Source organism: Mucilaginibacter sp. RCC_168 (assembly GCF_041355315.1).
Taxonomy (GTDB): Bacteria; Bacteroidota; Bacteroidia; order Sphingobacteriales; family Sphingobacteriaceae; genus Mucilaginibacter.
In genome coordinates, this window is the sequence record NZ_JBFUPN010000003.1 from 99824 (window position 1) to 124595 (window position 24772).

The 24772-nt window shown below is 41.7% G+C and carries 21 protein-coding genes; 13 read left to right on the forward strand and 8 right to left on the reverse strand.

All coding sequences use genetic code 11. The features are described from left to right. Nucleotides 1–61: 61 nt before the first annotated feature. From AB6735_RS03235 to AB6735_RS03245, 3 genes are all read left to right on the forward strand, one after another. Entirely contained in the window at nt 62–538 is a 477-nt protein-coding gene (locus AB6735_RS03235; RefSeq protein WP_370994392.1) for a hypothetical protein, read from the forward strand. Nucleotides 539–706: 168 nt separating this feature from the next. After that, nucleotides 707–2065 carry a hypothetical protein gene (locus tag AB6735_RS03240; RefSeq protein ID WP_370994393.1) on the forward strand — a complete coding sequence of 453 codons (1359 nt, stop codon included), beginning with the start codon at nt 707–709 and terminating at the stop codon, nt 2063–2065. 16 nt (nt 2066–2081) lie between these two features. Then, entirely contained in the window at nt 2082–2546 is a 465-nt protein-coding gene (locus AB6735_RS03245; protein WP_370994394.1) for a DUF305 domain-containing protein, read from the forward strand. Nucleotides 2547–2696: 150 nt separating this feature from the next. Here the strand turns inward: AB6735_RS03245 and AB6735_RS03250 are convergent, their stop codons facing one another. Together AB6735_RS03250 and AB6735_RS03255 are read right to left on the reverse strand one after the other, a co-directional pair. Then, nucleotides 2697–3602: a helix-turn-helix domain-containing protein gene (locus AB6735_RS03250; RefSeq protein WP_370994395.1), complete on the reverse strand. Its 906-nt coding sequence runs from the start codon at nt 3600–3602 to the stop codon at nt 2697–2699. A 303-nt stretch (nt 3603–3905) separates the two neighbouring features. Next, nucleotides 3906–4610, reverse strand: coding sequence for an SDR family NAD(P)-dependent oxidoreductase (locus tag AB6735_RS03255; RefSeq protein ID WP_370994396.1), 705 nt, complete (start codon nt 4608–4610; stop codon nt 3906–3908). A 294-nt stretch (nt 4611–4904) separates the two neighbouring features. Here AB6735_RS03255 and AB6735_RS03260 point away from each other — a divergent pair, with 294 nt between their 5' ends. The 5 genes from AB6735_RS03260 to AB6735_RS03280 are packed head-to-tail and all read left to right on the forward strand — an operon-like array spanning nt 4905 to nt 11928. Continuing rightward, complete coding sequence (locus tag AB6735_RS03260; RefSeq protein WP_370994397.1) at nt 4905–6107, forward strand: efflux RND transporter periplasmic adaptor subunit; 1203 nt, start codon at nt 4905–4907, stop codon at nt 6105–6107. A 40-nt stretch (nt 6108–6147) separates the two neighbouring features. Beyond that, the gene (locus AB6735_RS03265; RefSeq protein WP_370994398.1) at nt 6148–9306 is read left to right on the forward strand and encodes an efflux RND transporter permease subunit; all 3159 of its coding nucleotides are present in this window, start codon (nt 6148–6150) and stop codon (nt 9304–9306) included. A 29-nt stretch (nt 9307–9335) separates the two neighbouring features. Next, on the forward strand, nt 9336–10733 hold the full coding sequence (locus AB6735_RS03270) for an efflux transporter outer membrane subunit (RefSeq protein ID WP_370994399.1): 1398 nt from the start codon (nt 9336–9338) through the stop codon (nt 10731–10733). A 53-nt stretch (nt 10734–10786) separates the two neighbouring features. Beyond that, the gene (locus tag AB6735_RS03275; protein WP_370994400.1) at nt 10787–11248 is read left to right on the forward strand and encodes a hypothetical protein; all 462 of its coding nucleotides are present in this window, start codon (nt 10787–10789) and stop codon (nt 11246–11248) included. Between the two features lie 38 nt (nt 11249–11286). Further along, nucleotides 11287–11928 (forward strand): TetR/AcrR family transcriptional regulator, encoded by a 642-nt coding sequence (locus tag AB6735_RS03280; RefSeq protein WP_370994401.1) that lies wholly within the window; start codon nt 11287–11289, stop codon nt 11926–11928. Nucleotides 11929–12396: 468 nt separating this feature from the next. Here AB6735_RS03280 and AB6735_RS03285 read toward each other — a convergent pair whose 3' ends face one another. From AB6735_RS03285 to AB6735_RS03305, 5 genes are all read right to left on the reverse strand, one after another. Next, entirely contained in the window at nt 12397–13422 is a 1026-nt protein-coding gene (locus AB6735_RS03285; RefSeq protein ID WP_370994574.1) for a RagB/SusD family nutrient uptake outer membrane protein, read from the reverse strand. 3 nt (nt 13423–13425) lie between these two features. After that, nucleotides 13426–14724, reverse strand: coding sequence for an NAD(P)/FAD-dependent oxidoreductase (locus AB6735_RS03290; protein ID WP_370994402.1), 1299 nt, complete (start codon nt 14722–14724; stop codon nt 13426–13428). 395 nt (nt 14725–15119) lie between these two features. Further along, nucleotides 15120–17033, reverse strand: a complete 1914-nt coding sequence (locus AB6735_RS03295) for a twin-arginine translocation signal domain-containing protein (protein ID WP_370994403.1) — start codon at nt 17031–17033, stop codon at nt 15120–15122. A 216-nt stretch (nt 17034–17249) separates the two neighbouring features. Further along, the gene (locus AB6735_RS03300) at nt 17250–17729 is read right to left on the reverse strand and encodes a DoxX family protein (RefSeq protein ID WP_370994404.1); all 480 of its coding nucleotides are present in this window, start codon (nt 17727–17729) and stop codon (nt 17250–17252) included. 63 nt (nt 17730–17792) lie between these two features. Next, entirely contained in the window at nt 17793–18365 is a 573-nt protein-coding gene (locus AB6735_RS03305; RefSeq protein ID WP_370994405.1) for a Crp/Fnr family transcriptional regulator, read from the reverse strand. Between the two features lie 363 nt (nt 18366–18728). On the opposite strand from AB6735_RS03305, the gene AB6735_RS03310 reads away from it, so the two are divergent. Further along, on the forward strand, nt 18729–19190 hold the full coding sequence (locus AB6735_RS03310; RefSeq protein WP_370994406.1) for an ester cyclase: 462 nt from the start codon (nt 18729–18731) through the stop codon (nt 19188–19190). 90 nt (nt 19191–19280) lie between these two features. Here the strand turns inward: AB6735_RS03310 and AB6735_RS03315 are convergent, their stop codons facing one another. Continuing rightward, complete coding sequence (locus tag AB6735_RS03315; protein WP_370994407.1) at nt 19281–19793, reverse strand: hypothetical protein; 513 nt, start codon at nt 19791–19793, stop codon at nt 19281–19283. Between the two features lie 493 nt (nt 19794–20286). Here AB6735_RS03315 and AB6735_RS03320 point away from each other — a divergent pair, with 493 nt between their 5' ends. From AB6735_RS03320 to AB6735_RS03335, 4 genes are all read left to right on the forward strand, one after another. After that, nucleotides 20287–22128 carry an alkaline phosphatase gene (locus tag AB6735_RS03320; RefSeq protein WP_370994408.1) on the forward strand — a complete coding sequence of 614 codons (1842 nt, stop codon included), beginning with the start codon at nt 20287–20289 and terminating at the stop codon, nt 22126–22128. 234 nt (nt 22129–22362) lie between these two features. Then, complete coding sequence (locus tag AB6735_RS03325; protein ID WP_370994409.1) at nt 22363–23169, forward strand: DUF4350 domain-containing protein; 807 nt, start codon at nt 22363–22365, stop codon at nt 23167–23169. 35 nt (nt 23170–23204) lie between these two features. Next, complete coding sequence (locus AB6735_RS03330; protein WP_370994410.1) at nt 23205–23741, forward strand: RNA polymerase sigma factor; 537 nt, start codon at nt 23205–23207, stop codon at nt 23739–23741. A 114-nt stretch (nt 23742–23855) separates the two neighbouring features. Further along, nucleotides 23856–24734 carry a FecR family protein gene (locus tag AB6735_RS03335; protein ID WP_370994411.1) on the forward strand — a complete coding sequence of 293 codons (879 nt, stop codon included), beginning with the start codon at nt 23856–23858 and terminating at the stop codon, nt 24732–24734. The last annotated feature ends 38 nt before the right edge of the window (nt 24735–24772 follow it).

The window sequence follows — 24772 nt, forward strand, 5'->3', positions numbered from 1 at the left end:
TACAGATTATCAACTGATATTAAAAAAAGAACAATTTATTTGCTCATATGTATTTAAAGATATGATGCGGAAAGCCAGCGCCTTTGTTTTAGCTACATTCTACCTGTTGCTCTCAACAGGCGCATTCGCCTGTATTGTGCATTGTACCTCCAAAATATTTTTTTCTTCAAATAATGAAATAAGCCAAAATACCTCTGATCGCTGTGATGACAAAAAGAGACCGGACTCTTTATACCTTTCCTCTTTTAATCATAAGCAAAGTGCTGATACCAGTCATCGACATAAAAAAGATGATTGCGGTCCAGGTAAAAACTGTGACTGCTGCAAAAAACATGGTATGTATGTGGTCAGGGAAAATGTGCAGACCTCATGGCAAAACAATCTTATCGAACTGGTGGCTGCGTTGCCACCGGTAACTGTCAAGCAGACAGAATTTAAAAGCGTACCTGTTTTATTGCATGATTACCCAAGGGCAACAGGTCCGCCGGTCGTTAACTATTTACCAATATACCTGAAAGTACGTTCTCTTCTCATCTGATATCAACGCTGCAATTCAAAGCAGGCATTTCTATTGCCCAAAATTTCCAGTAATATTTTTTATTAATGCTGAAAGTATGAAATTAACCCGCCTGGCGCGTAACCCATGCTCAGGCCAGGTTATTTACCTGCCGTTATGGCATTGTTATAACCGTGTAATTGAGAAATTATGAATTTAAAAGTATTGTTAGCAGCTGTCGCTTATATAGCGGCGTTGCAAGTTAGTGCGCAGCAAAAAATGAACATGAGTGATTCCTCTGAGCATCACCGGATGATGACTGATACGGCAAATGGTAAAACGAAAAAGATGCAGACCCCGATGATGAGTAACTCGCAGTCGCGTAACCTGCCGATGTCAAGAAGCGGGTCGGGTACAAGCTGGTTGCCTGATGTTTCACCTGTGTACGGTGTAATGTTGCATGGAAACAAATGGACCTACATGCTGCATGGCAATGTTGATCTGCGCTATACCAAACAGGATTTATTTAATAAGGGTAGCCGCGGGAGCGACAAAGTGGACGCTCCAAACTGGTTTATGGGTATGGCGCAACGTCCATTAGGAAAAAACGGCTTATTACATTTTAACCTGATGATGTCCCTTGATGCGGTCACGGAAGGCGGCGGCGGATACCCGCTATTGTTCCAAACCGGCGAAAGTTGGAAAGGTATCCCGCTGATCGATCATCAACACCCGCATGATCTGTTCAGTGAATTATCAGCAAGCTACGCCTATTCGCTTTCCAAAAACACCGACCTCAGTATTTACCTCGGATATCCCGGAGAACCGGCATTAGGTCCCGTAGCGTTTATGCATCGGCCATCGGCAATGGGTAATCCGGATGCCCCGATTAGTCACCATTGGTCTGATGCTACCCATATTACTTTTGGTGTTGCTACAATAGGGTTCAGGTTCAACCAGTTTAAAATTGAAGGTTCTTTATTTACAGGCAGAGAGCCCGATGAAAACCGTTACAACTTTGATAAACCGCGTTTTGACTCATGGAGCGGCAGGTTAAACTATAATCCTTCTGCTAACTGGGCTTTACAGGTTTCTCACGGCTTTATAAAAAGCCCAGAGGAGTTAAACCCTGACGAAGATGTTTACCGAACAACAGCCTCTGCAACCTTTAGCCTTCCGTTCGGGGATGAACGAACTTTTAATGCGACAGCTTTATGGGGGTTGAACAAAACACCTGGTCATCAGGGCGATAATTCGGCACTCCTTGAAGCCGATATCCGGGTTAAGAAATGGGAAGTTTATACCCGTTATGAATTTGTGCAGAAAACAACGGAGGAGTTAGTGCTTAATCCGGTTGTTTACGGAGACGATACCATATTCCCCGTCAACGCTGTTACCCTGGGTCTCAACTATGATCTGTTCAGATTGGGTCCGCTGAATCTTGCCGGCGGTGGACAGTTGATGTGGTACGGAGCCGACAGCCAATTAAATTCCCTGTATGGTAAAAATCCAATGGCAGGAGAAATCTTTCTCCGCCTTTATCCCAGAATGATGAAAATGAAAATGTAAACCAAAAATTGTTGTTATGAAAATGGAAAAATCAAATTATAAAAAGTTTGGAGTAATCCTCATGATCTCGTTCATATTGATGTATGTGATCATGTTTTTAAATGTAGACGATGTAGATCATATCTATATCAACATGACCCGTTTCTATATGACACTGCTGATGATATCTGCTATGGCTATCTTAATGGTTGTGATGATGCCTATGATGTATTCCAATAAGAATATCAACACAGCGATCATTACTTCAGGCGTTGTCGTTTTTATTCTTGCTTTCGCCGGTGTACATACACAGACCGGCATTAGCGATATACAATATATGAAAGGTATGATACCGCACCATTCCATCGCGATCATGACCAGCAAGAATGCGCATATTAAAGACGCGCGTGTAAGAAAACTGGCAGATAATATCATTAAAACGCAGGAAAAAGAGATTGCGGAGATGAAAGCGATGATAGACAGTTTGAAAAACAACAGGTAATTTAGAGGGAGTACCGCATAGGTACTCCCTCTAAAATTTAAAGCATGGTGTTTCCAGGAACTATAGTGAGCCTACGATTGCAGGTCAGGAATGGCGGCAATGCCCAAAAACGCTATCTTAGTTCTTTGTGTTTGTTAGCGTTGATAAATCTTATTTTATTGCTCCTTTATACTTGCTTGGGGTAATACCTGTATGTTTTTTAAAAAACTTACTAAAAAAAAACTGATCACTAAACTGCAATCGTTCTGCTACAGTTGCAACTGAAAGGCCAAGATCATCCAGCATTATCTTTGCTTCTACAATTACAATTTCATCAATCATTTCACTACAGGTCTTATTTGTTTGCTCCTTAACCATTTTGGTGAGATGCTTAGGTGTCATATAGAGCGCATCTGCATAGAACTGTACGCTACGTTCTTCCCTGAAATGCTGAAAAAGCATTTTTATAAACGATGTTAATATCTCTTCTTTCCTGGTTAATTGAACCAGTTCATTCGGCCGGTATTTTTTAAATAAAGCAGCCACTTCAAACATAAAAATATTAAATCCATGATGAATTATCTCTGTCTTAAACGGATGCTGATATTCGGGATCATCCAATTTTCGCAGCATTTTCATAACTTCATACAAAGCATTTGCATCTTGCTCCTGCAGCATCAGATAAGGATTGTTTTGTGTGGAGAAGAAACCAAATGATGGTATATGTTTTTCGCTAAGCCTGGCCTGTGCTAAAAAATCATGAGAAAAGTTAACCACTATTACTATAAAGTCATCGTCAGTTTTTTGAAACTGGTGAATTACATTGAAAGGAATAATCAGAAGGTTGTTCTTTTTGATGTGATAGTTAATCAGGTTAACCTGAAAATGTGCTTCTCCCGCAATTACCAGCCCGATTGAAAAATGATCTGAACGTAAGGGCCTTCCAAATTTTTCCTCACTGGGTTTCAATTCATCATTTGTGAAAGTGAGAAAATCTTTAACAAGGTCCTTTCGGCCGGCATCAATACTTACATCACTTATGGTATAATTATGAATTGAAGGGATATCTGTTTTCATAAACCTAACTGGGTAATTACACAAATAAAACCCCAAAGTAATTAAATTAATTGGGGGTTTCCTTAATCCTTATTTATATCATTTTAATAGATTTAAGTTTTTGAAGATGGTCTGATAATCATACCCAAACCTGATTTTTCGTAATATAAGTCAACATCCAATTGTACATGGTTTTAATACGGTTACTATAGTAGCTAAATAAGTTAAGTGCATAAACAGCCATATTACTCAGGCAGAAGACACTTTAAGGTGCATTTTTTAGCTTTGGTATATCTGCAACCGCTTTGTTACTGCCAATGTAGTTTATTGATTGATGTGTTTATTATGCATCCATTGAAATAGCATGTCATGGCCTTTTGTATTACCGTCATACAGATCCAGTATCAATGTTCCAAGCTCATCCGGATGAATATAATTATTTTGAGCCTTACAGTTTTTCTTATCAGGATCCACATACAAATGATAGTATTTCATATTAGTATTCTTCATTTCTTCGTAAAACATTTTGGCCATTTCTTTTTGCATATACAGTGATAATCGGGCAAGTTTAGCCTCTGTAACCTTTATAGTATGGCTGGTGAAATCTATACTGATAAACATACCATTCCTGGATTTTTTCATACTGCTAAAGGATAGCCTGGCGGCGACAAAAAACGCGGTTATATTTTGTTCAATGGTATATTCCCAATCTGTAATTTCTATCTGGCTAAGCGGCCGCGTGAGTGCAGAACCTTCAAAACAGGCAATACTTAAATCGATTTTGCCAAACCGTTCGATGATGTCATCAGTAATTTCCTCCGCCCTGTAAAAATCGGGATAATCGGCCAGCAGGGTAACGATGGAGCCACTGCCGGTAACTGCCTCAATTTGTTTGACCCATAACAGATCCTTTGCACTTTTTGCCGGTACAATAACAACTGCACTTTCTTTCAGCAGCATTTGTGCAATGCTTATCGCTATTGCGCCAGTGCTTCCGGTTAAAACTGCGACTTTATTTTTTAATGACATGTTATAAAGATTAACTGCTTGTGAAAACAAAGCAAATATTAGTATTAAGCAGGTGCATAACCATGTCTGTATGTGGTAACAATATGTCTAAATGGATTATTTCACTATTAGCAAGTGTTTGATTGACAGCAAAATGTAAAAACATACTTATTGTTCATGTTTTACTCTTAATGCGACATATACACATGCTTTCACTCCTTACAGACATTTTTTAACGCTGGTTTACCACCCAACTTTGTGCTGTTAATTAAAAGAACACACTTTAAATAATCACAATAATTAATGTCCACAAGTATGAAAATGTCAATAAGAACGAATACAGCACTATTAATTTTTCATTTTTTAATAGGATTAGTAGCGCTTACATCATGCGGCGGAAGGCCGCCAGCCGGTGGCCCGGGGGGACCAGCCGGTCCTGCACCTTATAAATCTGCAGAAGTATATACAGGTCCTGCAACTGTTTTTTACAGTTTTCCAGCCACTATTGAAGGCGAACAAAATGTTGAAATACGCCCTAAAGTTGATGGCTTTATCCAAAAAATATTTGTAGATGAAGGCGCAACGGTGCATAAAGGTCAGCCGCTGTTTGAATTACGAAATCCGCAGTACGAAGCTGCAGTACGAAGCGCGATAGCGGCTGTTAAGGTAGCAGAAGCCGACGTTCAGACTGCAGAAATGAACGTAGAAAAGGTTAGGCCCCTGGTAGAAAGAAAAATCATCAGCGATTATGAGCTAAAGTCCAATCAGTACACGCTGAATTCTAAAAAAGCCTCATTGGCATCGGCACAAGCCGAACTGGTTAATGCTAAAGTAAATGTTAGTTATACTTATCTGACAAGTCCATCTAATGGCATTATTGGAAGTATACCCTATAAAGTTGGCAGTTTAGTAAGCAGCACATCTACAAACCCGTTGACCACGGTTTACAATACCAGTAACATTTATGTTTATTTTTCTTTAAACGAAAAACAGCTGCTTGAATTTTCAAGAACGGTAAAAGGCGCTACTATTAAAGAAAAGCTGGCTACGATGGCTGATGTATCGCTAATACTGGCCGATGGCACCGAGTATCCGGCAAAAGGAAGAGTGGTTACCGCCAGTGGTCTCATCAGTACCGAAACAGGGTCTGTAAGTTTCCGGGCTAATTTCCCTAACACGCTCGGGCTTATACGCAGCGGCAGTAGTGCTACCATTAAAATACCCGTTAATATAGAAAATGCCTTATTAATTCCTCAAAATGCCACTTATGATATGCAAGGCCAAAAGTTTGTATACACTTTAAGCGGTAAGGATAGTACTGTAAATACCGAAATACATGTATCTGCAAATCCTATAGGGAACTTATATGTAGTAGAAAGCGGCCTGAAAAAAGGTGACAAGCTTGTAGTAGAAGGGGTAGGTAACCTAAAGCCAGGCATGGCTGTTAAACCGCTGCCCACTAATACCGACAGCTTGTATGCGGCCGCCGGTAAACCGTCAAGCGCCAGCCATAAGTAAGCCAACTTACATCATGCTTCACTTCAAATTTTAAAATATCATGCTTAAAATATTCATTAAAAGACCGGTTTTATCTACGGTAATATCGGTAATCATCGTCATACTGGGGGTATTGGCCTATTTAGGTCTGCCGGTTACCCAATACCCTGAAATTGCCCCGCCCACTGTAAAAGTTTCGGCCACCTACACCGGTGCCGGTGCGGATGTAATTCAAAGAAACGTTATTGTGCCGCTGGAAGAACAGATTAATGGTGTGGAAGGGATGACCTACATGACATCTACAGCCACTAATGACGGTGATGCTACAATAACAGTATATTTCAAATTGGGCACCAATGCCGATATCAACGCTGTAAATGTGCAGAACCGGGTTCAGCGTGCAACTAATTTACTACCTGCCGAGGTAACCAAAGCCGGTGTAACGGTAGATAAACAGCAAAGCAGCAACCTGTTGATCTTCGCGCTTAAAAGTGATAATCCTTCCTACGATCAAACGTTTTTAAGCAATTATGCCAATATCAACCTGATACCGGAAATTAAACGGATAAATGGTGTAGGCAGCGTAGTTTCATTTGGTACAAAAGATTATTCGATGCGCGTTTGGCTTAAACCAGATGTAATGGCTACTTATGGCTTAACCCCTGCCGATGTTAATAGCGCCCTCGCCGAACAAAACTTTGACGCCGCGCCTGGTAAATTTGGCGAAAACAGTAACCAGGTTTTTCAATACACTATTAAATATACCGGCCGGTTGCTGGATACCGCACAATTTGGTAACATTATTATGCGTGCCAAAACCAATGGCCAGCTATTACGCTTAAGGGATATCGCACGGCTGGAAATGGGCTCGCTCACTTATTCATCAACTATGAATACCGATGATCAGCCCGCGACGGTTATTGCCATAAGCCAAACAGCGGGCTCCAATGCGCAGGCCATTATTAAGGATGCAATAGCCACGTTGGATAAAGCCTCAACATCTTTTCCTAAAGGTGTGAGCTATGTACCCTTGCTGAATGCGAATGACTTTTTAAGCGCATCCATAGAAAAAGTGGTTCATACGTTAATAGAGGCCTATATTCTGGTTTTCATCGTTGTTTTTATTTTTCTACAGGATTTCCGTTCCACCCTGATACCCGGCATATCGGTATTGGTATCTATCATCGGTACATTTGCCTGTCTCAGCCTGTTTGGTTTTACTATTAACCTACTCACGCTTTTTGCCCTGGTGCTGGCCATTGGTATCGTAGTAGATGATGCCATCGTTATAGTGGAAGCCGTGCATGCCAAGCTTGATGAGGGTTATCAATCTGCATACGATGCGTCTGTTGATGCCATGAGCGAACTGGGTGGAACTATTGTAGCCATCACATTAGTTATGGCCGCCGTTTTTATACCGGTTTCTTTTATTAGCGGCAGCTCGGGCGTGTTTTTTAAACAGTTTGGTTTAACACTGGCTTCGGCAATTGTCATTTCGGCCATCAATGCCTTAACGCTAAGCCCGGCATTGTGTGCCTTGTTTTTGAAGCCACATGAAGAACATGACGGGAGCCGAAAAAACCTGCTGCAAAGGTTTTATACAGCTTTTAATACCAGCTTTGATGCCCTGAAAGGTAAATATCAAAAGTCGATAGGCTTTTTAAGCAGGAAAAAATGGATCGTTCCGTCTGCAGTGGTTTTATTTACCGTGTTACTTGTTTTCTTTATGAAAACAACGCCGGGCGGTTTTGTACCCAATGAAGATCAGGGTACCATTTTCGCCGATATCAGCCTGCCCCCGGGTACATCTCTTGAAAAAACCATGGAGGTTGCCGACATGGTAGACCTCATGGCTAAAAAAATACCGGTAGTTGCCAACCGGGCAAAAATAACCGGGCAAAGCATTATTAATGGTACCGGCAGTAACTTCGGGTTGCTGGTATTTAAATTAAAGCCATGGGATGAAAGGAAAGGAATAAAAGTTGATGATGTGATCGGCCAGCTATTTGGCATGACAGCCGGGATTAAAGACGCCAAGGTCATTTTTTTTGCTCCGCCAACGGTCCCTGGCTTTGGTAACTCAAGTGGCTTTACGATTGAATTGCAGGATAAGACCGGTGGCAGTATAGAAAACTTTAGTAGGGTAGCCGGCGGCTTCCTGGGTGCGATAAACCAACGCCCAGAAATTTTATACGGCGCAACAGGGTTCAATCCTAACTACCCGCAATATTTGATGAATATCAATGTAGCCAAAACAAAAGAAGCCGGCATTTTAACCAGCGACCTGATGGCAACCATGCAGGGATATTACGGTGGTATATATGCTTCTAATTTTAACCAGTTTGGCAAACAATACCGCGTTATGGTGCAGGCCGATGCTAAATACCGGAGCAATTCACAAAGCCTGAATAACATCTATGTCAGAAATGCCGCTGGTAATATGGCGCCGGTATCAGAATTTGTTACGCTTACCTCGGTTAACGGGCCGCAAAGTTTATCAAGGTTCAACCTATATAACAATATATCCGTAATTGGCAGTCCAAAACCCGGGTTCAGCAGTGGCGACGCGCTTGCCGCTGTGCGTGAAACCGCGGCCAAAACCCTGCCTGCCGGTTATAGCTTTGATTACTCTGGTTTGTCACGTGAAGAGGTGAATTCAGGCGGACAAACAGTTTTTATCTATATCCTTTGCATCGTGTTCGTGTTCTTTTTGCTGAGTGCGCTTTATGAAAGTTACATTGTACCGTTTGCTGTACTGTTCTCGCTGCCAGTAGGCTTATTTGGCACTTACCTGTTTGCTAAGATCATGGGTATAGATAACAATATATACATGCAAATATCCGTGGTAATGCTGATCGGCCTGCTCGCTAAGAATGCCATCCTGATTGTGGAATATGCCGTTGCAAGACGGGAGAAGGGGATGCCCATTGTTGCCGCCGCAATTGAGGCTGCGACTGCACGGTTGCGACCGATATTGATGACATCGCTTGCCTTTATCGTTGGTTTATTGCCACTGATGCTGTCATCGGGTGTTGGTGCTGCCGGTAACCGCTCCATTGGCACCGGTGCTGTAGGCGGGATGCTGGTAGGAACCATATTTGGGGTATTTATTATCCCGGTTCTGTATATCATTTTTCAAACATTGCAGGAAAGATTCGGCAGAAAAAAGAAGTTCCAGACAACCGGGCAAATACCGCCCGCAACACCCGCATTGAACTAAAGATCATTGATTATTCAAACACACAAGATATGAACTTAAAATATTTTACCCGTACAGCTGCTGTCATTGTAGCGGCTGTACTGCTATTGCCAGCCTGTAAACTAAGACAGGCTTATACGCGCCCCGATGTTAAAACAGATAGCCTGTACCGTGCTGCGTATACCGCAGATACTACCACCATTGCCAATTTATCCTGGAAACAAATGTTTAAGGACGCCCAATTACAGGCTTTGATACAGGAAGGTATTACCAATAACTACGATTTGAAAATAGCTGTTGCACGTATCAAACAAGCAGATGCCAACTTGCGCCAGGCTAAAGCGGCATTTTTACCAACTTTAAGTGTCGGGCCACAATACACCAAACAAAAAGTTGCCGCTACGCAAGGTGGAAACCTGGGTTTTACACCAGAAAATGTTTATGCGGTAACAGGTAATACCAGCTGGGAAATGGATATCTGGGGGAAATTGAGCAGTGCCAAAAGAGGTTCACTCGCGCTGCTTTTACAGAGCTATGCAAACCAGCGCGCTGTGCAAACTAAATTGGTTGCCGATATTGCCACCAATTATTATAACCTGTTAGCTTACGATAAACAGCTGGCTATAACTCAGCAAACGGTAGCAAACCGTAAAGAAGATGTAGAAACAAATAAAGCATTAAAATTAGCTAACCGTGTAAATGAGGCCTCAGTTGCGCAGAGCGAAGCCAACAGGTACGCTGCCGAAGTTACTATACCCGATTTACAAAGCAGCATTCGTCAAACTGAAAATGCAATATGTGTTTTGATTGGAAGACATCCAGGCTCAGTTGAAAGAAACGTGTTGGATGCGCAACAGATAGATACCACATTACAAATCGGTGTGCCTGCACAATTGCTCAGCAACCGTCCCGATGTACAGCAGGCCGAGTATAATGTAAGGTACTACTTTGAACAGATCAACGTAGCCCGCGCCTACTTTTATCCTTCACTGAGCATTACTGCAGAGGGGGGGTGGCAATCATCAACCGTTGGTGATCTGTTTAAAAGCGCCACCATTTTTGGCAACATTGTTGGGAATTTAACCCAACCCATATTTAACAAAGGACTGAACAAACAGCGGCTGCAGCTTGCCAAAGCGCAATATGAAGAAAATGTGGCAACCTTTCAGCAAACCGTGCTGGATGCCGGCCGGGAGGTTTCAGATGCTTTATACAGCTATAAGGCGGTTGAAGATAAAGCTGTAACCCGTAAACTACAACTGGATGCCTGGTTTAGATCTGTAGATTACAATCGTGAACTACTTAAAAACGGCTATGTAACCTATACCGATGTGCTAACTTCAGAGCAGGGTTATTTATCCGCGCAACTAAGCAGCGTAAACGACCGGCTACAACAACTTACATCATTAGTAACCCTGTACCAAAGCCTGGGCGGTGGATGGAAATAATCTCGTTTTAGATAGGTTTAAGAGCTCAAATTAATTTTTTCAAACACTTTGCTATGAAACAAAGCCCTTATTTAACATCTACAGCAGAATACCGGTATATCAACATGTCAGAGAACTTGCGTAGTCGCTTGGAAGTAAAGCTGACTGAGCTTTACAAAGAAGGTAAATTTGACGTATATATCAATACCCGCTACATTAAGCCCACGTTAACAGCCCAAGAGATAGTAAGCGTTGTAATAGGGAAACCCTTTAATAATGAAGTATTTGCCAGATGCATCTGTCGAGCTGTAAAAACCTGGTTTGGAATGCATTATGATGATCGAAGGTCGGTACTTGAAAAGTTTCGTTATTACTGCATGCTTTGTAGTCAATACAAAGGTATCTCCGGTGAAGTTAATTTTCCATTCGTTTTTACCCAGGTTTTGGTGACCGAATTTACAACAGAGCTGAGTGATATAAAATGGTCATTGTTGGTTAACCGCCACTATCAGGGATTTTCAGAAAAAGGCTATTAATCTGTTTTAGATTATGTTGGCACATTTAAAATTAATTTATGGATATATCACAAAAAATAGCTGATAAAGCACATGATCTTTTTATCATGTACGGTATCCGCAGTATCAGCATGGATAAAATTGCAAGTAGTCTGGGCATCAGCAAAAAAACTATTTATCATTTTTTTAGCAGTAAAGACACGCTGGTTACTGCGCTTGTCGAAAAAGAAATTGCTATTAACATTAAGCGTTGTGAATCATTAAAGGCAAAAAGCAGTGACGCCATATTCGAGCTGTTTTTTATCATGATCTACGCCAGAAACTTTTATAAGGCGTTGTATCCTGCCTTATTGCACGACCTGGAAAATAACCATCCGGATGCCTTTAAAAAATTTACCAGCCATAAGAATGGCTATTTAACCAATATTATTAAAGCCAATATGGCTTGTGGTGTTAAAACTGACTTATATCAGGATGATTTAAACTTTGATATCATTACTGGATTTCTTTTAGAAAGTTTAACAGCAATGTTAAATCCTAATCTTCCTCACATCACCAATAACTGGGAGCTATTATTTGGATACCTGATTCAGGGTATGCTCACCACAAAAGGATCATCACTTTTAAATAAATATAAGAATCAGCAAGGAGGGGCATTGTTACTTGATCAATACAAAATGGATCCATTTTGGGATGATTAATAATGATGAAAATACATAATGATTTAAAGTACTACCATGAGAATATTATTTGAAAATTAAGAAAGATGAAATTTTAACAACGCACACTGAGTAATTGATTAAGGATACAGCTAAAAAGCATCTACTTCATACACTCTGTTTATGCTAATAGGTGGTTTTGTAATGGTTGAAATTCTCTGGGGATAACCGTATTTGGTGAGATAATTCAAAGAAAAAAGCTCTTTAATTAATTAAAGAGCTTTTTACAATTACCACGATCTTGAAAACGGAGCAAAAATCGTCAGTTTACCGCCTCTCTATATATCATCAGCTATCAACTGCCTTGGTTTACATAACCCAAAGGCCCTACAACTGTAAAGCGGTTGCCTTATTCAGAACAACCGCTTTATCAATTGACCGTGCTTAATCTTCTACACTAATATCGTTTCAAATAGCAGGTATAAGATAAGCGCTGTTATTGGGTTTAGGTTACCATCCATAGTTTTGCACCAATGCCGGATCGATATTGATCTCGGTTTGCGGTATTGGCATGAGGTAATGCCTATCGGCAAAAATGCGTGTCTGATCAATAACGATTTTGTAAAACACAGCAACGCCTGCAGCTTCGCTGTTAGCATCAAACCCGGTTGAACTCAACTCTTCAGGAGTTGGCCTCGCATTCATGCCGTGCATATTTCCATTGTCCACGGTTTTGGCTATGAGCCAACGGCGCACATCCCAAAAACGCTGGTTCTCGAAAGCAAATTCAACTCGCTTTTCGTTTTGGATCCTTTTACGCATGCCCTCTTTGGTATTATCAGACGCTATAATAGGCAGACCCGGCATAGATACACGGCTTCTTACGGCGTTTACAGCGTTATACACATCACTGTTAGGCGCAGGCAAATATTCATTCATCGCCTCTGCATAAATTAAATAGATCTCGGCAAGACGGATGAGCGGAAAATTGCGATTAGCGCTACCGTTGCCTTTTAAATTAACAGCAGGATCGGCCCATTTTCGCCAATTATAACCGGTTTCGCAATTGGTGCCAGGTTTAGGCCATCCGTCACAGCCTCCGCCATTGTTGCCAAACCAGGCAAATTTCAATGGCCTTGCATTGTTGGTATAATTCCATACATCGTACTGAAAAAATATAGTAGCGTAAAAGCGGGGATCCCTGTTTTTATACATGTTCGAAATATTGGAAACAGAGGTATTCCTTACACCATCCCATAGCTGACCATTCCAAAAGCCTGTGCTTTGATAGCCGGATTGCGAATCTGTTATTGGTCGGCCATTGTTCATCTCATAAGCATCAACCAATTCCTGGAAAACGCTCATCTTTCCGTTGCCATTAACTGCGTTCCCATCCCTACCGTTAGGCATATAAGTGCCTTCAAAATCCCGATTACTTCCAATAACCTTTCGCGTCTCTACAAAAAAAACAAAACGGCCTGATAAGCTTTGCCTATCCGACCGTTTGCCCGCCCCGGTTTGAAGAATTATCTTAATGCCTTATGATCTGAAGATCATCCTTAGCGATTGATCCTTTGACACATAAGCAGTGCCCCAGTTATACAGGGTTTTCAGTTTGTTACGATAGTTTACCAATGATATCAGGTGGATAAACAGCCACATGAACAAAGCCATAATACCGCCAATGTGCAGTTTGTTCTTAAACAGATCCACCACAGCCTTGTTACGACCGATGATGGCCATATCACCTTTGTCAAAATAATTGAATGCGCTCAAGGGTTTGGCTTTTTGCATGGCTATAAAATTTTTAGCCAGGTTGCGGCCTTGCTGTATGGCTACCTGTGCCAGTTGTGGGTGACCTTTGGGATAACGCTCGTCGGTTATTTGCACGCTGGCATCGCCAATGGCGTACACGTTTTCCAAACCAATTACCTGGTTAAACTCATTGGTGATCATCCGGCGGCCAACGCCCAGGCTGCTTTCCGGTATGCCTTCAAAAGTATTGGCGGTAATTCCCGCGGCCCAGATCAACGTTCCGGCCTCAATGGTTTCGCCTGTTGAAAGGGTAACCCGATGTTTATCATAATCCCTAACCTGTGTGTTTAGTTTTACTTTTACACCCAAGTCTGAAAGTACCTTGTAGGCTTCCTGGTGTGTTTTTTCGCTCATGGGGCCAAGCAGGTTCTTGCCGCCATCAACAATATAGATGCCGCCGGGAGTTCCCTTCAATTCGGGATAATCCTTTAAAAAAATGTTCTTTTTCATTTCGGCCAGCATTCCGGCAATTTCTACCCCGGTAGGGCCTCCACCGGCTACCACAATGGTCAACAGTTTTTTCCGCTCGGCCAGGTCTTTGGTCATCGCGGCCTGTTCCATGGTTTGCAGCAAGGCATTACGCATGTGCAGGGCATCGTCAATAGTTTTCATGGGGATGGCGTTCTTTTGAACATTTTCCATCCCAAAAAAGTTTATCCTTGCACCTGATGCAAACACCAGGTAGTCATATTTTAGTTCTTCATTGGTTAAGTATACGGTTTGTGATGCAGGGTCGATCTTTACTACTTCGGCCATGCGGTAACTGATCCGTTTATTGCGGAACATTTTACGGAATGGGTAACTGATATCTGATGGGTCAAGAAAGCTGGTAGCCACCTGGTAAAGCAGGGGTGGGAAATAGTTATAATTGTTTTTATCAAGCAAAATAACCTGGTAGTTTTTGTTTTTGGCTACTTGTTCGGCCAGGTTTATCCCGGCGAATCCACCTCCAACAATAACAATTTTTTTAACAGCGTTTTGGACATTGCCAGTGTCTGTAGGTATAGTTTTAGGAGTGCTCATTTTATCAATTATTTGATAGCGTACTTTATACACAAATATACCTCGATTTCACCCGGATGTATCTGTTTTTGAGTACTAATTTGGGCTGATATAAAAGTATTTACAATAGGATGATTAAGTGTGTATAACTTACACTAAGTTATGTGAATTAGCTTGAAAAAAGTATGCCATTTTTGCGAGGTACGAGAAGGCATTTTTCGCAAGCGGCCTCCGTATAAGCCCTCCACGCATCATTGCGAGGCACGAAGCAATCTCTACATAAGCAGGTAAGATTTGCATAGTTACTCTGTATAGCATATAGATTGCTTCGTGCCTCGCAATGACGCGCGGAAGAAAAAGAGTTCAAACGTCGATTGGCTCACATGCGCCAGCATTTGAAAAAGAGTGAACCGTAATTATACCACCTCCACAACAATGGTAGCTTTGTTATGGTCAATACTCAGCGGGATAGCCTCTAATCCGGGCACAAAATTGAATACCCTGCCCTTACTGGTAGTAGGCATAGCGGTAAACTTAGCGCTTGATGTTATTTGCAAGGTCGCTTTATCTTTGCTTATATGAATCAATTTCTCGTCGAGGGTGAATTTTTCTGTTGATCTGGAAACTACCGGTAAAATGATTTTTGTCTGGCCATCGTAGCCGGATTTTTCAATACTGAATTTGATGATGGTCCGCTCAATGGCAAACTGGTAGGTTACCTGACAGTTCACTTCACCTGCTGGTGGGTTTTGCTGGTTTTTGTCGACCAGTTTTGAACGGGTTTTGATAACCTCCTGTTCGCTGATGCCCCCACGTTCTATCCGGGCACCAAGATCGTTGAGGTTCGTAAATACGGATTCACCTATCCGGAGTTCTATACGTGGCGTTAGCGGCATGGATAGTGGGTCTGTATCGGGCTGCATGTTATCGGTCTCAAACAGTTGATACTGGTTCATGCTGCCTGCAAATATGGGGCCTGTTTTTGGATGCCAGAGCATGGTGAGCGCGCCGCCGGTGGCATGTCCGTTTTTGGTTTCCTTATATTCCCTGTCGTACCCGGTAATCGTAGCCCTGAATTCCCCTCTGGCTACCAGCGATGTTTGTATATCACTAAAAGCCCGGATGCCGTAGGTTTCTTCGCGGGGAAGTTTGATGCTGTCGACACCTGCTTTCAGCGGTTTATGCTCGTGTTCCAGTATGGTTGTCAAAGCCTTGATATGGCAAAAGGTATGGTGCACACAAACAGGCACCTGGTGCGATACATAATGCGGCCCGCCATACAGTAAATTATCCTTGGTACACTCCTGCAGCAATTGGGTATTTCGCAACGCTACTTTATAAAACCGGGGGTCATGATCGGCCATCAGCGTATAGGCTGCCTGGCAGCCGTCGCTGGTACGGCTGCCCCAGTAGGTCCATTTGTAGTTACGTGTGCCCCAGCTGTTATCCCAGCCGCCATCCGGCAGCATAAATTCCATGTGAGTGCGCAGACTTCGGGTTACCGCGTCCAATACTTCTTCGTCCTTAGTCAATAAGCCATACAGCACCAGGGATGGCAGCGATTCTTCTACATTATAACCCAGATCGACAGAAAAGCAACCCTTAGGACTTGCCTTACTATTCGGGCCACCTTCGCCATAGATAAAACCATCTTTAGGTGTGATGTATTTTAAAGCGGCGTGTGCAAACTCCCGGCCTTTGTCTTTATACTTCGGTATATCCAGCATGGTGCCTATCAGCGATAGCGCGTAGGAGGCGGTAACAGGGTAGTTAATATTACCATACTCCATCGAAAAATTGGTATAAACATAGTCAGCCGCCTTTTGCAGGCGGTCGGTCAATTCAGCCTTAAATCCATTATCCATAATGGAGCCATGGTTTTTCAGGGTTTCGGCCAGCGCTATCGACGAAAATACGGTGGTGCCTTTCCAGGAACCTTTCACAGGTTCATTCAACCAGGAACCATCAGGTTGGCTTACCCGGGTTTTCATCCAGCGATAAAGCAATGCGGCGGCATCTGTGTATTTGGAGTCACCCGTTTTTTGAGCCAGATGGTAGAAGGGGTAAATAGCATCACTACCACGACCATGAACCGCTTTGTTTGCCGGGCAGTATAACCCACCGTAGTTATCGGTATTTGATTTATCCAGAACCTGCAACGCCAGCAGACCTTTGGCCCATTGCCCTAATAGCTGACCGCTCAGGGCGTACAGATCATCAGAAGGAGTTGATAGATGCAAAGCAAAGGCATTTGTCAATGGCGACGCAGCAATCAACCCAGCCGTACCAATGGCAGTGGTTTTAATGAAACTTCTTCTGGATAATGTCATGGCTATAATAGGTATGGATCACAAATGTAATTGATAGATGATTATGGATTAAAAAAATCAACTACAACGATGTAATAGCCTGTTTTGCCATGCCGGAGCCATTATTGCTCCTGTGGATTTAATATTCCACTAGTTTCGCCAGTTCAAGCGTCCACGCTTGAACTTTATGAGAGGTGAGCGTCGACGCTCACCTGCTATGTATTTAAGCGTCGACGCTTAAATAGGCGGGTTATTTGTTTGGAGATTTCCATATCTTTGATCCACAGAAAACTTACCACCCCCGCTTACCAGGAGCGATATGGCCAGACCGATCATCAGCAGATCAAACTCGAAACCTTCAAAGCCTTTGGGATTCGCGCCAAACCAATCCATAAAAAAGCCTGCCTGCCAGTGATGGGTAATGATAATGCCTATAAATAGCGGAATGATCAATGCGGCAACTATACGCGTTGCCCAGCCCAATAACAATAGTATAGAGCCGAAAAACTCGATCATAATCACGATAAAACCGATAAGCCAGGGCAGGTGTACTACATCTGTAAAGTATTGCATGGTGTGCGAAAACCCCATGCCACCAAAAAGCCCCAGTAGTTTCTGAGCGCCATGCGGTAATAATATGAAGCCCAAAGTAAGGCGACTGATAGTTGCAGGCCAGCTGCCCGCGGTACTAAAAATTTTGTTTCTGATATTTTTCATAAGGCAAAATTCGGCAGATCCGAAATGCTGTCTATGAAACTACATTCATAAATTGTGCAGCAATTATAGTTTTTTGCGGCGGATCCTGCTTAAAAATTGGGGTGTAATGCCCAGGTAAGAGGCTATGAGGTATTGAGGGATCCGTTGTTGAATGGTAGGGTAGCGTTTCAGAAAGATGTCATAACGCTGCTCGGCCGTAAAGCTGATCGCTTCCATTACCCGCGATTGCGATGCCACAAACGCGTTTTGAAAAAGTATCCTGAAGTATCTTTCCATAGCCGGTACCGCTATTAGCAGCTTATCCAGCGCGTGTTTATCTATCTGCAAAAGCTCGGTATCTTCCAAAGCCGATATATAAAGGGTAGAAGGCTGCCCGGTTAAAAAGCTGTACAGATCACCGGCGTACCAGTTTTCTACAGCTAAAAAAGCAATATGTTCGATGCCCTGCTCATCAAGGGTGTATGCTTTTAGGCAGCCTTTAACAATAAAACTCTCATACCGGCATATTTCGCCCGCCCGTATCAAATATCCGTGCTTTTTGACGTGGGTAGATTTAAAATTGGAAAGTACAAGCTGGGCATCAGCAGCAGAAAGATCAGCATGCTGATGGATATGTTTTAACAGGAGGTCGCTCATTAAATCAGAAATATTTATCTAAGAGGCTGTTTGAATTTAATTTTATAGAAATGTTATAACGAGTTTTAACGGTCAGAATTAGTGAATTACGGCAGCTTTTATAGCTGAAAACGGTCGATTATTAAGCCTGAAACGTCCATAAAGATCTTATCACATTTTTTAACATCCTTCTAAGATTTCCAGCAATTTATGTAATTATTTGCTATCGCGAATAATTTAGCGCCATTAAGCGCAGAAACACCCATAGCGATAACGTTAAGCTTACCGAATAACAGCCTGGTTAGCTTAAAAAGCATGCTTACTGCTACTTAATTAGTGGCAAAGTATTTTTAAATCAATATATTTAACTATCAAATATAAATCATGAAAAAAGTAGGTTTATTATTCATTTTCGCGTTTTTGTTGAATTTTTACACGTTTGGGCAAGACCAAAAGACTATGTTATACAGTAAGGACCCTCAGCTTGCCAAAAATAAGAAACTGGTTTATGATTTTTGGCGGGAGGTTCTTGAGGGCGGACATCTTGAGCTTGCAGCCAAATATCTGTTACCAACATACATTCAGCATAACCCCAATGTACCAACCGGGCGACAGGGCTTTATTGATTTCTTTTCCAAATTTGCCAAACCTTTAGCTATAAAGGCAACCGTTAAAGCACCGCTGATTTCCATAGTTGCCGAAGGCAACCTGATTGTACTTAGCTTTAAAGATGAACATCCGGATCCGAAGGTTAAAGGCAAAAAATATATTACCACCTGGTTTGATATGCTACGTATCGAAAACGGAAAAATAGCCGAGCATTGGGACAGCGCACTTAAAAATTAACCAGCCAATTTCCGATATGTTAAAAGTATTCCTTCGCAACAAAATGTGCAATCTTTAAGATAAAATAAGCAGTTTGATTATCCCCGAAATTTAAGATACTGCTGGTGGAAGAGCCGCCTTTTTTAGCTTCCGTAATTTAACGATCTGATAGGTGACACCCACTATATATAACAGAAACCAGATGCCGAGCCACATTTTTACCATAGGCGAATCGGGGCCGCTGGCCAAAGGCTGACTAATGGGTAACCTGGTGAGGGTTTCTACTGTAGCTGGTATCATCGAAAAAAAGATGGTTAAGGATAGCAGGATGATCTGTATGTAATCGGCCGCTTTTCCAAAAAAAGGGATCGACCTGGCGTAAACCGCGATAGGCAATATCACCAGGATAATAATACCAAGCACGTGCCCGGCAGAAGGGTGACCCGTTTTCATGATCGGGAAGCCGGTAAGGCAGGTAATAATGGTTAAAATAACATATAAGCGGCCCGCGCCTTCACCCGGATTTATTTTTCCATGGCGAAGTAAAGCTATAATGGCCGCAATGATGGCCAGCACACTGATAATGGTGTGGATGATCCCAAGTACAGAAAGGTGGTTCGGCATAATGGTGATTTTTAAGGTTAACAGTTTCTGTATTAAATATAGGCAATTAGCTGTTAAGTAGGATAGAGGTACCTGGATAAATTATCTCATGTGCATGCCGAAAATTTTTCGTATTTTTATACAAATGGCAGCCCGGCTCACTTTAATCAGTGAGTCGGGCTGTTTAGTTAAAGTAAAACAAAGTCCAAAAATAAACGGATTTGTATTTAGTTATTTATTTTTAAGGATTTCAAAACCCATCAAAAATTTGTTAAAAAGTGTTAAAATGGCGTTTAAATTTAGTTGAAATGAGCAAAAGTGAAGTGTTTTTACTCGGTTTTTGTACTGAAAAGTGTTAAAATTTAAGGTTTAAAAAGTTTTTAGGTGATTGGCATTGCGAAAAAGATGAGGTTAACATTCAGTTTAATTTATGTTAACAAGATAACAGTTTCTTTGGCGCAAATTAAAACTGGGAGCTTATATTGCACCGCCGTTTTACATCAACAATTTCCGCATGAATAATTTTACAAAAGCAGTTACCATTTTAGGGGTCTTAGCAATTACCGGTATCAGTGCCCATGCACAAATCAAAACGTATACTGTTGCCGATGCTCATTCACATAATGATTATAAAAACAATATCCCCTTTTTGCGGGCATATGAAAAGGGCTTTGGATCGATTGAGGCCGATGTATATGCCGTAAATGGCCAGTTGATGGTGGCTCATGATAAAAAGGAGATCAACGCTAAACGGTCGTTGAAAATTCTCTATATCGATCCGCTGATAGAAAAGTTTAACCGCGACAGTGAGCGAAAACTTCGTTTGTTGATCGAGATCAAGGAAAATCACAAAGCCGTATTGCCATTGGTGGTCAAGGAGTTAAAACCGCTTGAAAAATATTTTTCCTATAAGGGGCACCCGGGCCGCTTGTCTATCGTGATGACCGGTGCCGTACCACCCGCTGCTGAAATGAATAACTACCCGGATTGGATCTCTTTTGATGTTGACCATATGGATGGTTTTAATGCGCAGCAATGGAAAAAAGTAGGTTTGGTAAGCTTTCCCTTCAGTAAATATCTGAAATGGAACGGTAAGGGTGTGCTGAACAAGGAGGAGATCAGTAGGGTAAAAGCTGGTATAGATAGCGTACACAAAGCAGGAAAAATGGTCCGCTTTTGGGAAACCCCTGATACCAAAAGCAGCTGGCTGGCCCTTGTCAGGTTAGGTGTTGATGTAATTGGTACAGATAAAATAGAAGAGCTTGGTGATTTTCTGAATAAAAAACCGCACAGCGAATATTTATCACCGGCGCCTTATGCCGTATACCATCCAACGTACAATTCAGATGGGGCACAAAAAAAGGTCAAAAACATTATTTTATGCATTGGCGATGGCATGGGCTTATCGCAGATCTATTCAACTTACACAGCTAACCGTGGTCAGCTGAATATATTCCAGATGCAAAATATAGGTTTTTCTATTACCTATTCGGCTGATGCTTATATCACGGATTCAGCGGCTGGCGGTACGGCCTTCGCTACGGGTCAGAAGACAGATGACCGTGCAGTTGGGGTTGACCCATCGGGTAAGCCATTGAAATCATTGGCTGTTTATAGCTCAGAAGCAGGAAAGAAAACCGCGGATATCGTGGCGTGCGAATTAACCGATGCCACACCGGCAGTATTCTATGCACATCAATCAGAACGTTCAAGCGCTGCAGCTATTGCCAACGATATGGTATCAACACCGATTGATATCTTGCTGGGTTCAGGTTATAAAGACTTTACAGAAAAAGTAAACGGTGAAACGCCACTGGATAAAATGAAACAAAAGGGCTATGCCATTATTCGCAATTTTGACGAGTTTTTAAATTCACAAGCACCTAAAATAGTGGCTTTTGTGGATGACAGTGTAACGCGTCCAAAAATGGAAGGCAGAGGAAATTATCTTCCTTTGGCTTTTAATAAAGTGACCAACGCGTTTAAAAATAATCCTCAAGGATTTTTTATGATGGTTGAAGGTTCACAAATTGACCATGGTGGCCATAACAATAACCTCAAACAGGTAATTACCGAAAACAGCGATTTTGACCGGGTTGTAGGCGATGCCCTGCGTTTTGCAGATGAGGATGGAGAAACACTGGTCATAGTAACGGCTGATCATGAAACAGGAGGTTTAACCCTACTTGATGGTAGCATTAAAGATGGATATGTTTGGGGAGATTTTAGCACTAATGACCACACTGGCACGCCTGTTCCGGTTTTTGCATACGGCCCTCACGCAGGCGATTTCAGAGGAGTGTATCAGAATACCGATATTTTTAATAAAATATTAGCCCTGATCAAAGCTAAGTAAGCGTAAATCGGACACTTTCTTAAACTATAAACAAAAAGCGCCTTGAATGGTGTATTTGAGGTGTTTTTTGTTCGCATAGTATAACTCCTTATTTGTCAAACGTTAATTTTCCGGAAACGTTTGCGCATTTTTTACTTGAACTTCCTGTTCTTCTGTTCGCATTTATCTCTAATTTAGATAACCAATTATAACCGCGAATAACCCCTGATTATGACCTCGGCTGTCGACAAAAACATGAGAAAGATTACTGCTTACAGCATTCTATTGATCACCTGCTTAACAATATCTCCGGCTTTAAGAGCGCAGCAAAAAACTGTTACGTTAGACTATTATTTCAATAATGAACACCGGAAAAATAAAGCCGGAGAGCAAGAGAGATACCACTATACCTGGGAGGATACTAAAAGCAGTGGTTTTTCTATATGGGGAGATATTTTTAAGAAAAATGGAGCTGTTTTAAAAAGTCTTGAAAATGAACCAACCAGGGATAATTTAAAGGAAACCGATGTATATATTATTGTTGACCCGGATACTAAAAAAGAAACACCAGAGCCTCATTATATTGAATCCCGGCATGTAAATGCTATTGCCGACTGGGTTAAGCGGGGCGGTGTATTGGTACTGATGGCCAATGACAGTGCTAATGCAGAACTGCCCCATTTGAATGTACTGGCAGCAAAATTTGGGATACACTTTAATAATGATCTGTACAAGCACGTGATCGGTATCCAATTTGAAATGGGAGCCATCAATGTTCCAGCAAACGACCCTGTGTTTAAAACCACTAAAAAGGTTTATCTGAAAGATATTGCCACCCTTCAACTATCAGGACCCGCTAAATCTTTGCTTGTTGATGATGGTCATGTAATAGTAGGTTGCGCTCAGTACGGAAAAGGCAGAGTAGTTGCAGTTGGTGATCCGTGGCTGTACAACGAATACACAAACGGCAGGTTACCCGAGGCTATGGGGTTTGAGAACGATAAGGCTGCAGATGATCTGAGTAAGTGGCTGCTGGATCAGGTACCCGCAAAAGGAAATTAAAAAAGATAACTAATCAATCATATCAGTGCTTGGCAATGGTTTCAGAAATTGAATTGATCGTATTAATTAAAGAGGGGGATATCCGTGCCTTTGATGAATTTTATAAAAGAAATTGGCGTATGCTTTATCAAACGGCCTATCGCTCAACTTCATCACAGGAGGATGCTAAAGATCTGGTACAAACGGTTTTTATCAATTTATGGAATTGCAGGCAAAACCTTAATCCCGATGCTTATACACCTTCCTATCTCTTTAAGATCCTGAAAAATAACGTCATTAATTTTTATAAACAGGATTCGGCCAGGAGAAAGAGGTTAGAACAACTGCTATATTTTGATGAAGTTAATCAATATACAAATGAAGATAACCTGATGGCCAAAGAACTTTCGGTAGTAATTGATGGGGAGATCAGCGAGCTGCCCCGGAAAATGCAGGAGGTTTTTATTTTATCACGCCGGCAGCACCTTTCTGTCAACGAAATTTCTGAAACACTTAACATTACCCCCCGCACAGTTAAAAACCAGCTTTCCAACGCCTTAAAAATATTGCGTACCAAACTGGGTATGTTTTAGTCACTATCCATAAAAATAAAATAAATCTGGTACCAGGCTGCCTTAGTCTTGTATATAGTATCAAAACCAAAAACTGTTTAAATAACAGTTCATGTAAACTTAAAACAGATCATCATGATGCTATGGCGCAGGCCAGATCCCGACGATAAAGTTGGGGAGGAACATCTTCGGGACGAGGAAGCGATGCGTGCTGTAGAAAAAGAAATGCTCCGTAATATCCACAAGGATATTTTGGGAAGATGGCATTTCATCAAAACCACAACTGCCAGATATACCATGGCTGCTTCTTTACTGTTGATGTGCTGCTCTGGGCTTTTGTATAAAAAATTATCGGTTAATGATGATGCTAATTGGATAGTGGTATCAAGCCCCAAAGGCAATATTAAAAATATACAGCTTCCCGACGGATCAACGGTTTGGCTTAATTCGGGTTCGGTGCTGAAGTTTCCCGAACGTTTTGGAAACACAAGAGAGATAGAATTAGTTGATGGCGAAGCTTATTTTGATGTAAAACATAATGACAAATTGCCGTTTACGGTACATTATGGCCGTTTACATGCACGGGTATTGGGAACCGCATTTAATGTGAAATTTTATAAAAACATCAGTGATGTACGCCTCTCGGTTACACGCGGCAGAGTTGAGGTAGGCAACAAATTATCAAGCTTTGGTGTGATTACGCTTGGCAAAGAGGTTGTTTACGATCAAAAGGAAGGTACACATCAAATTAGACCGATTGACGCAGAAAAAGTGGCTGCCTGGAAATCAAACGAGATCAATCTGTATAGCATACCATTTGATGAATTGATAATGCGGCTGGAAAATATTTATAATGTCCAGATCGATTATGACCGTACCAGGGTAAACCATCTGACAACCACCATTCATTTTTCAAGAAATAACACTTTACCATATGTGCTTGATATCATTAAAACCATTCATCATTTGGATTATGATATAAAAGGGAAGGAGGTTTACCTGAAAAAAATGTAAACCAGTAAACCCAATAAGGCCGATACTACCTACTTACT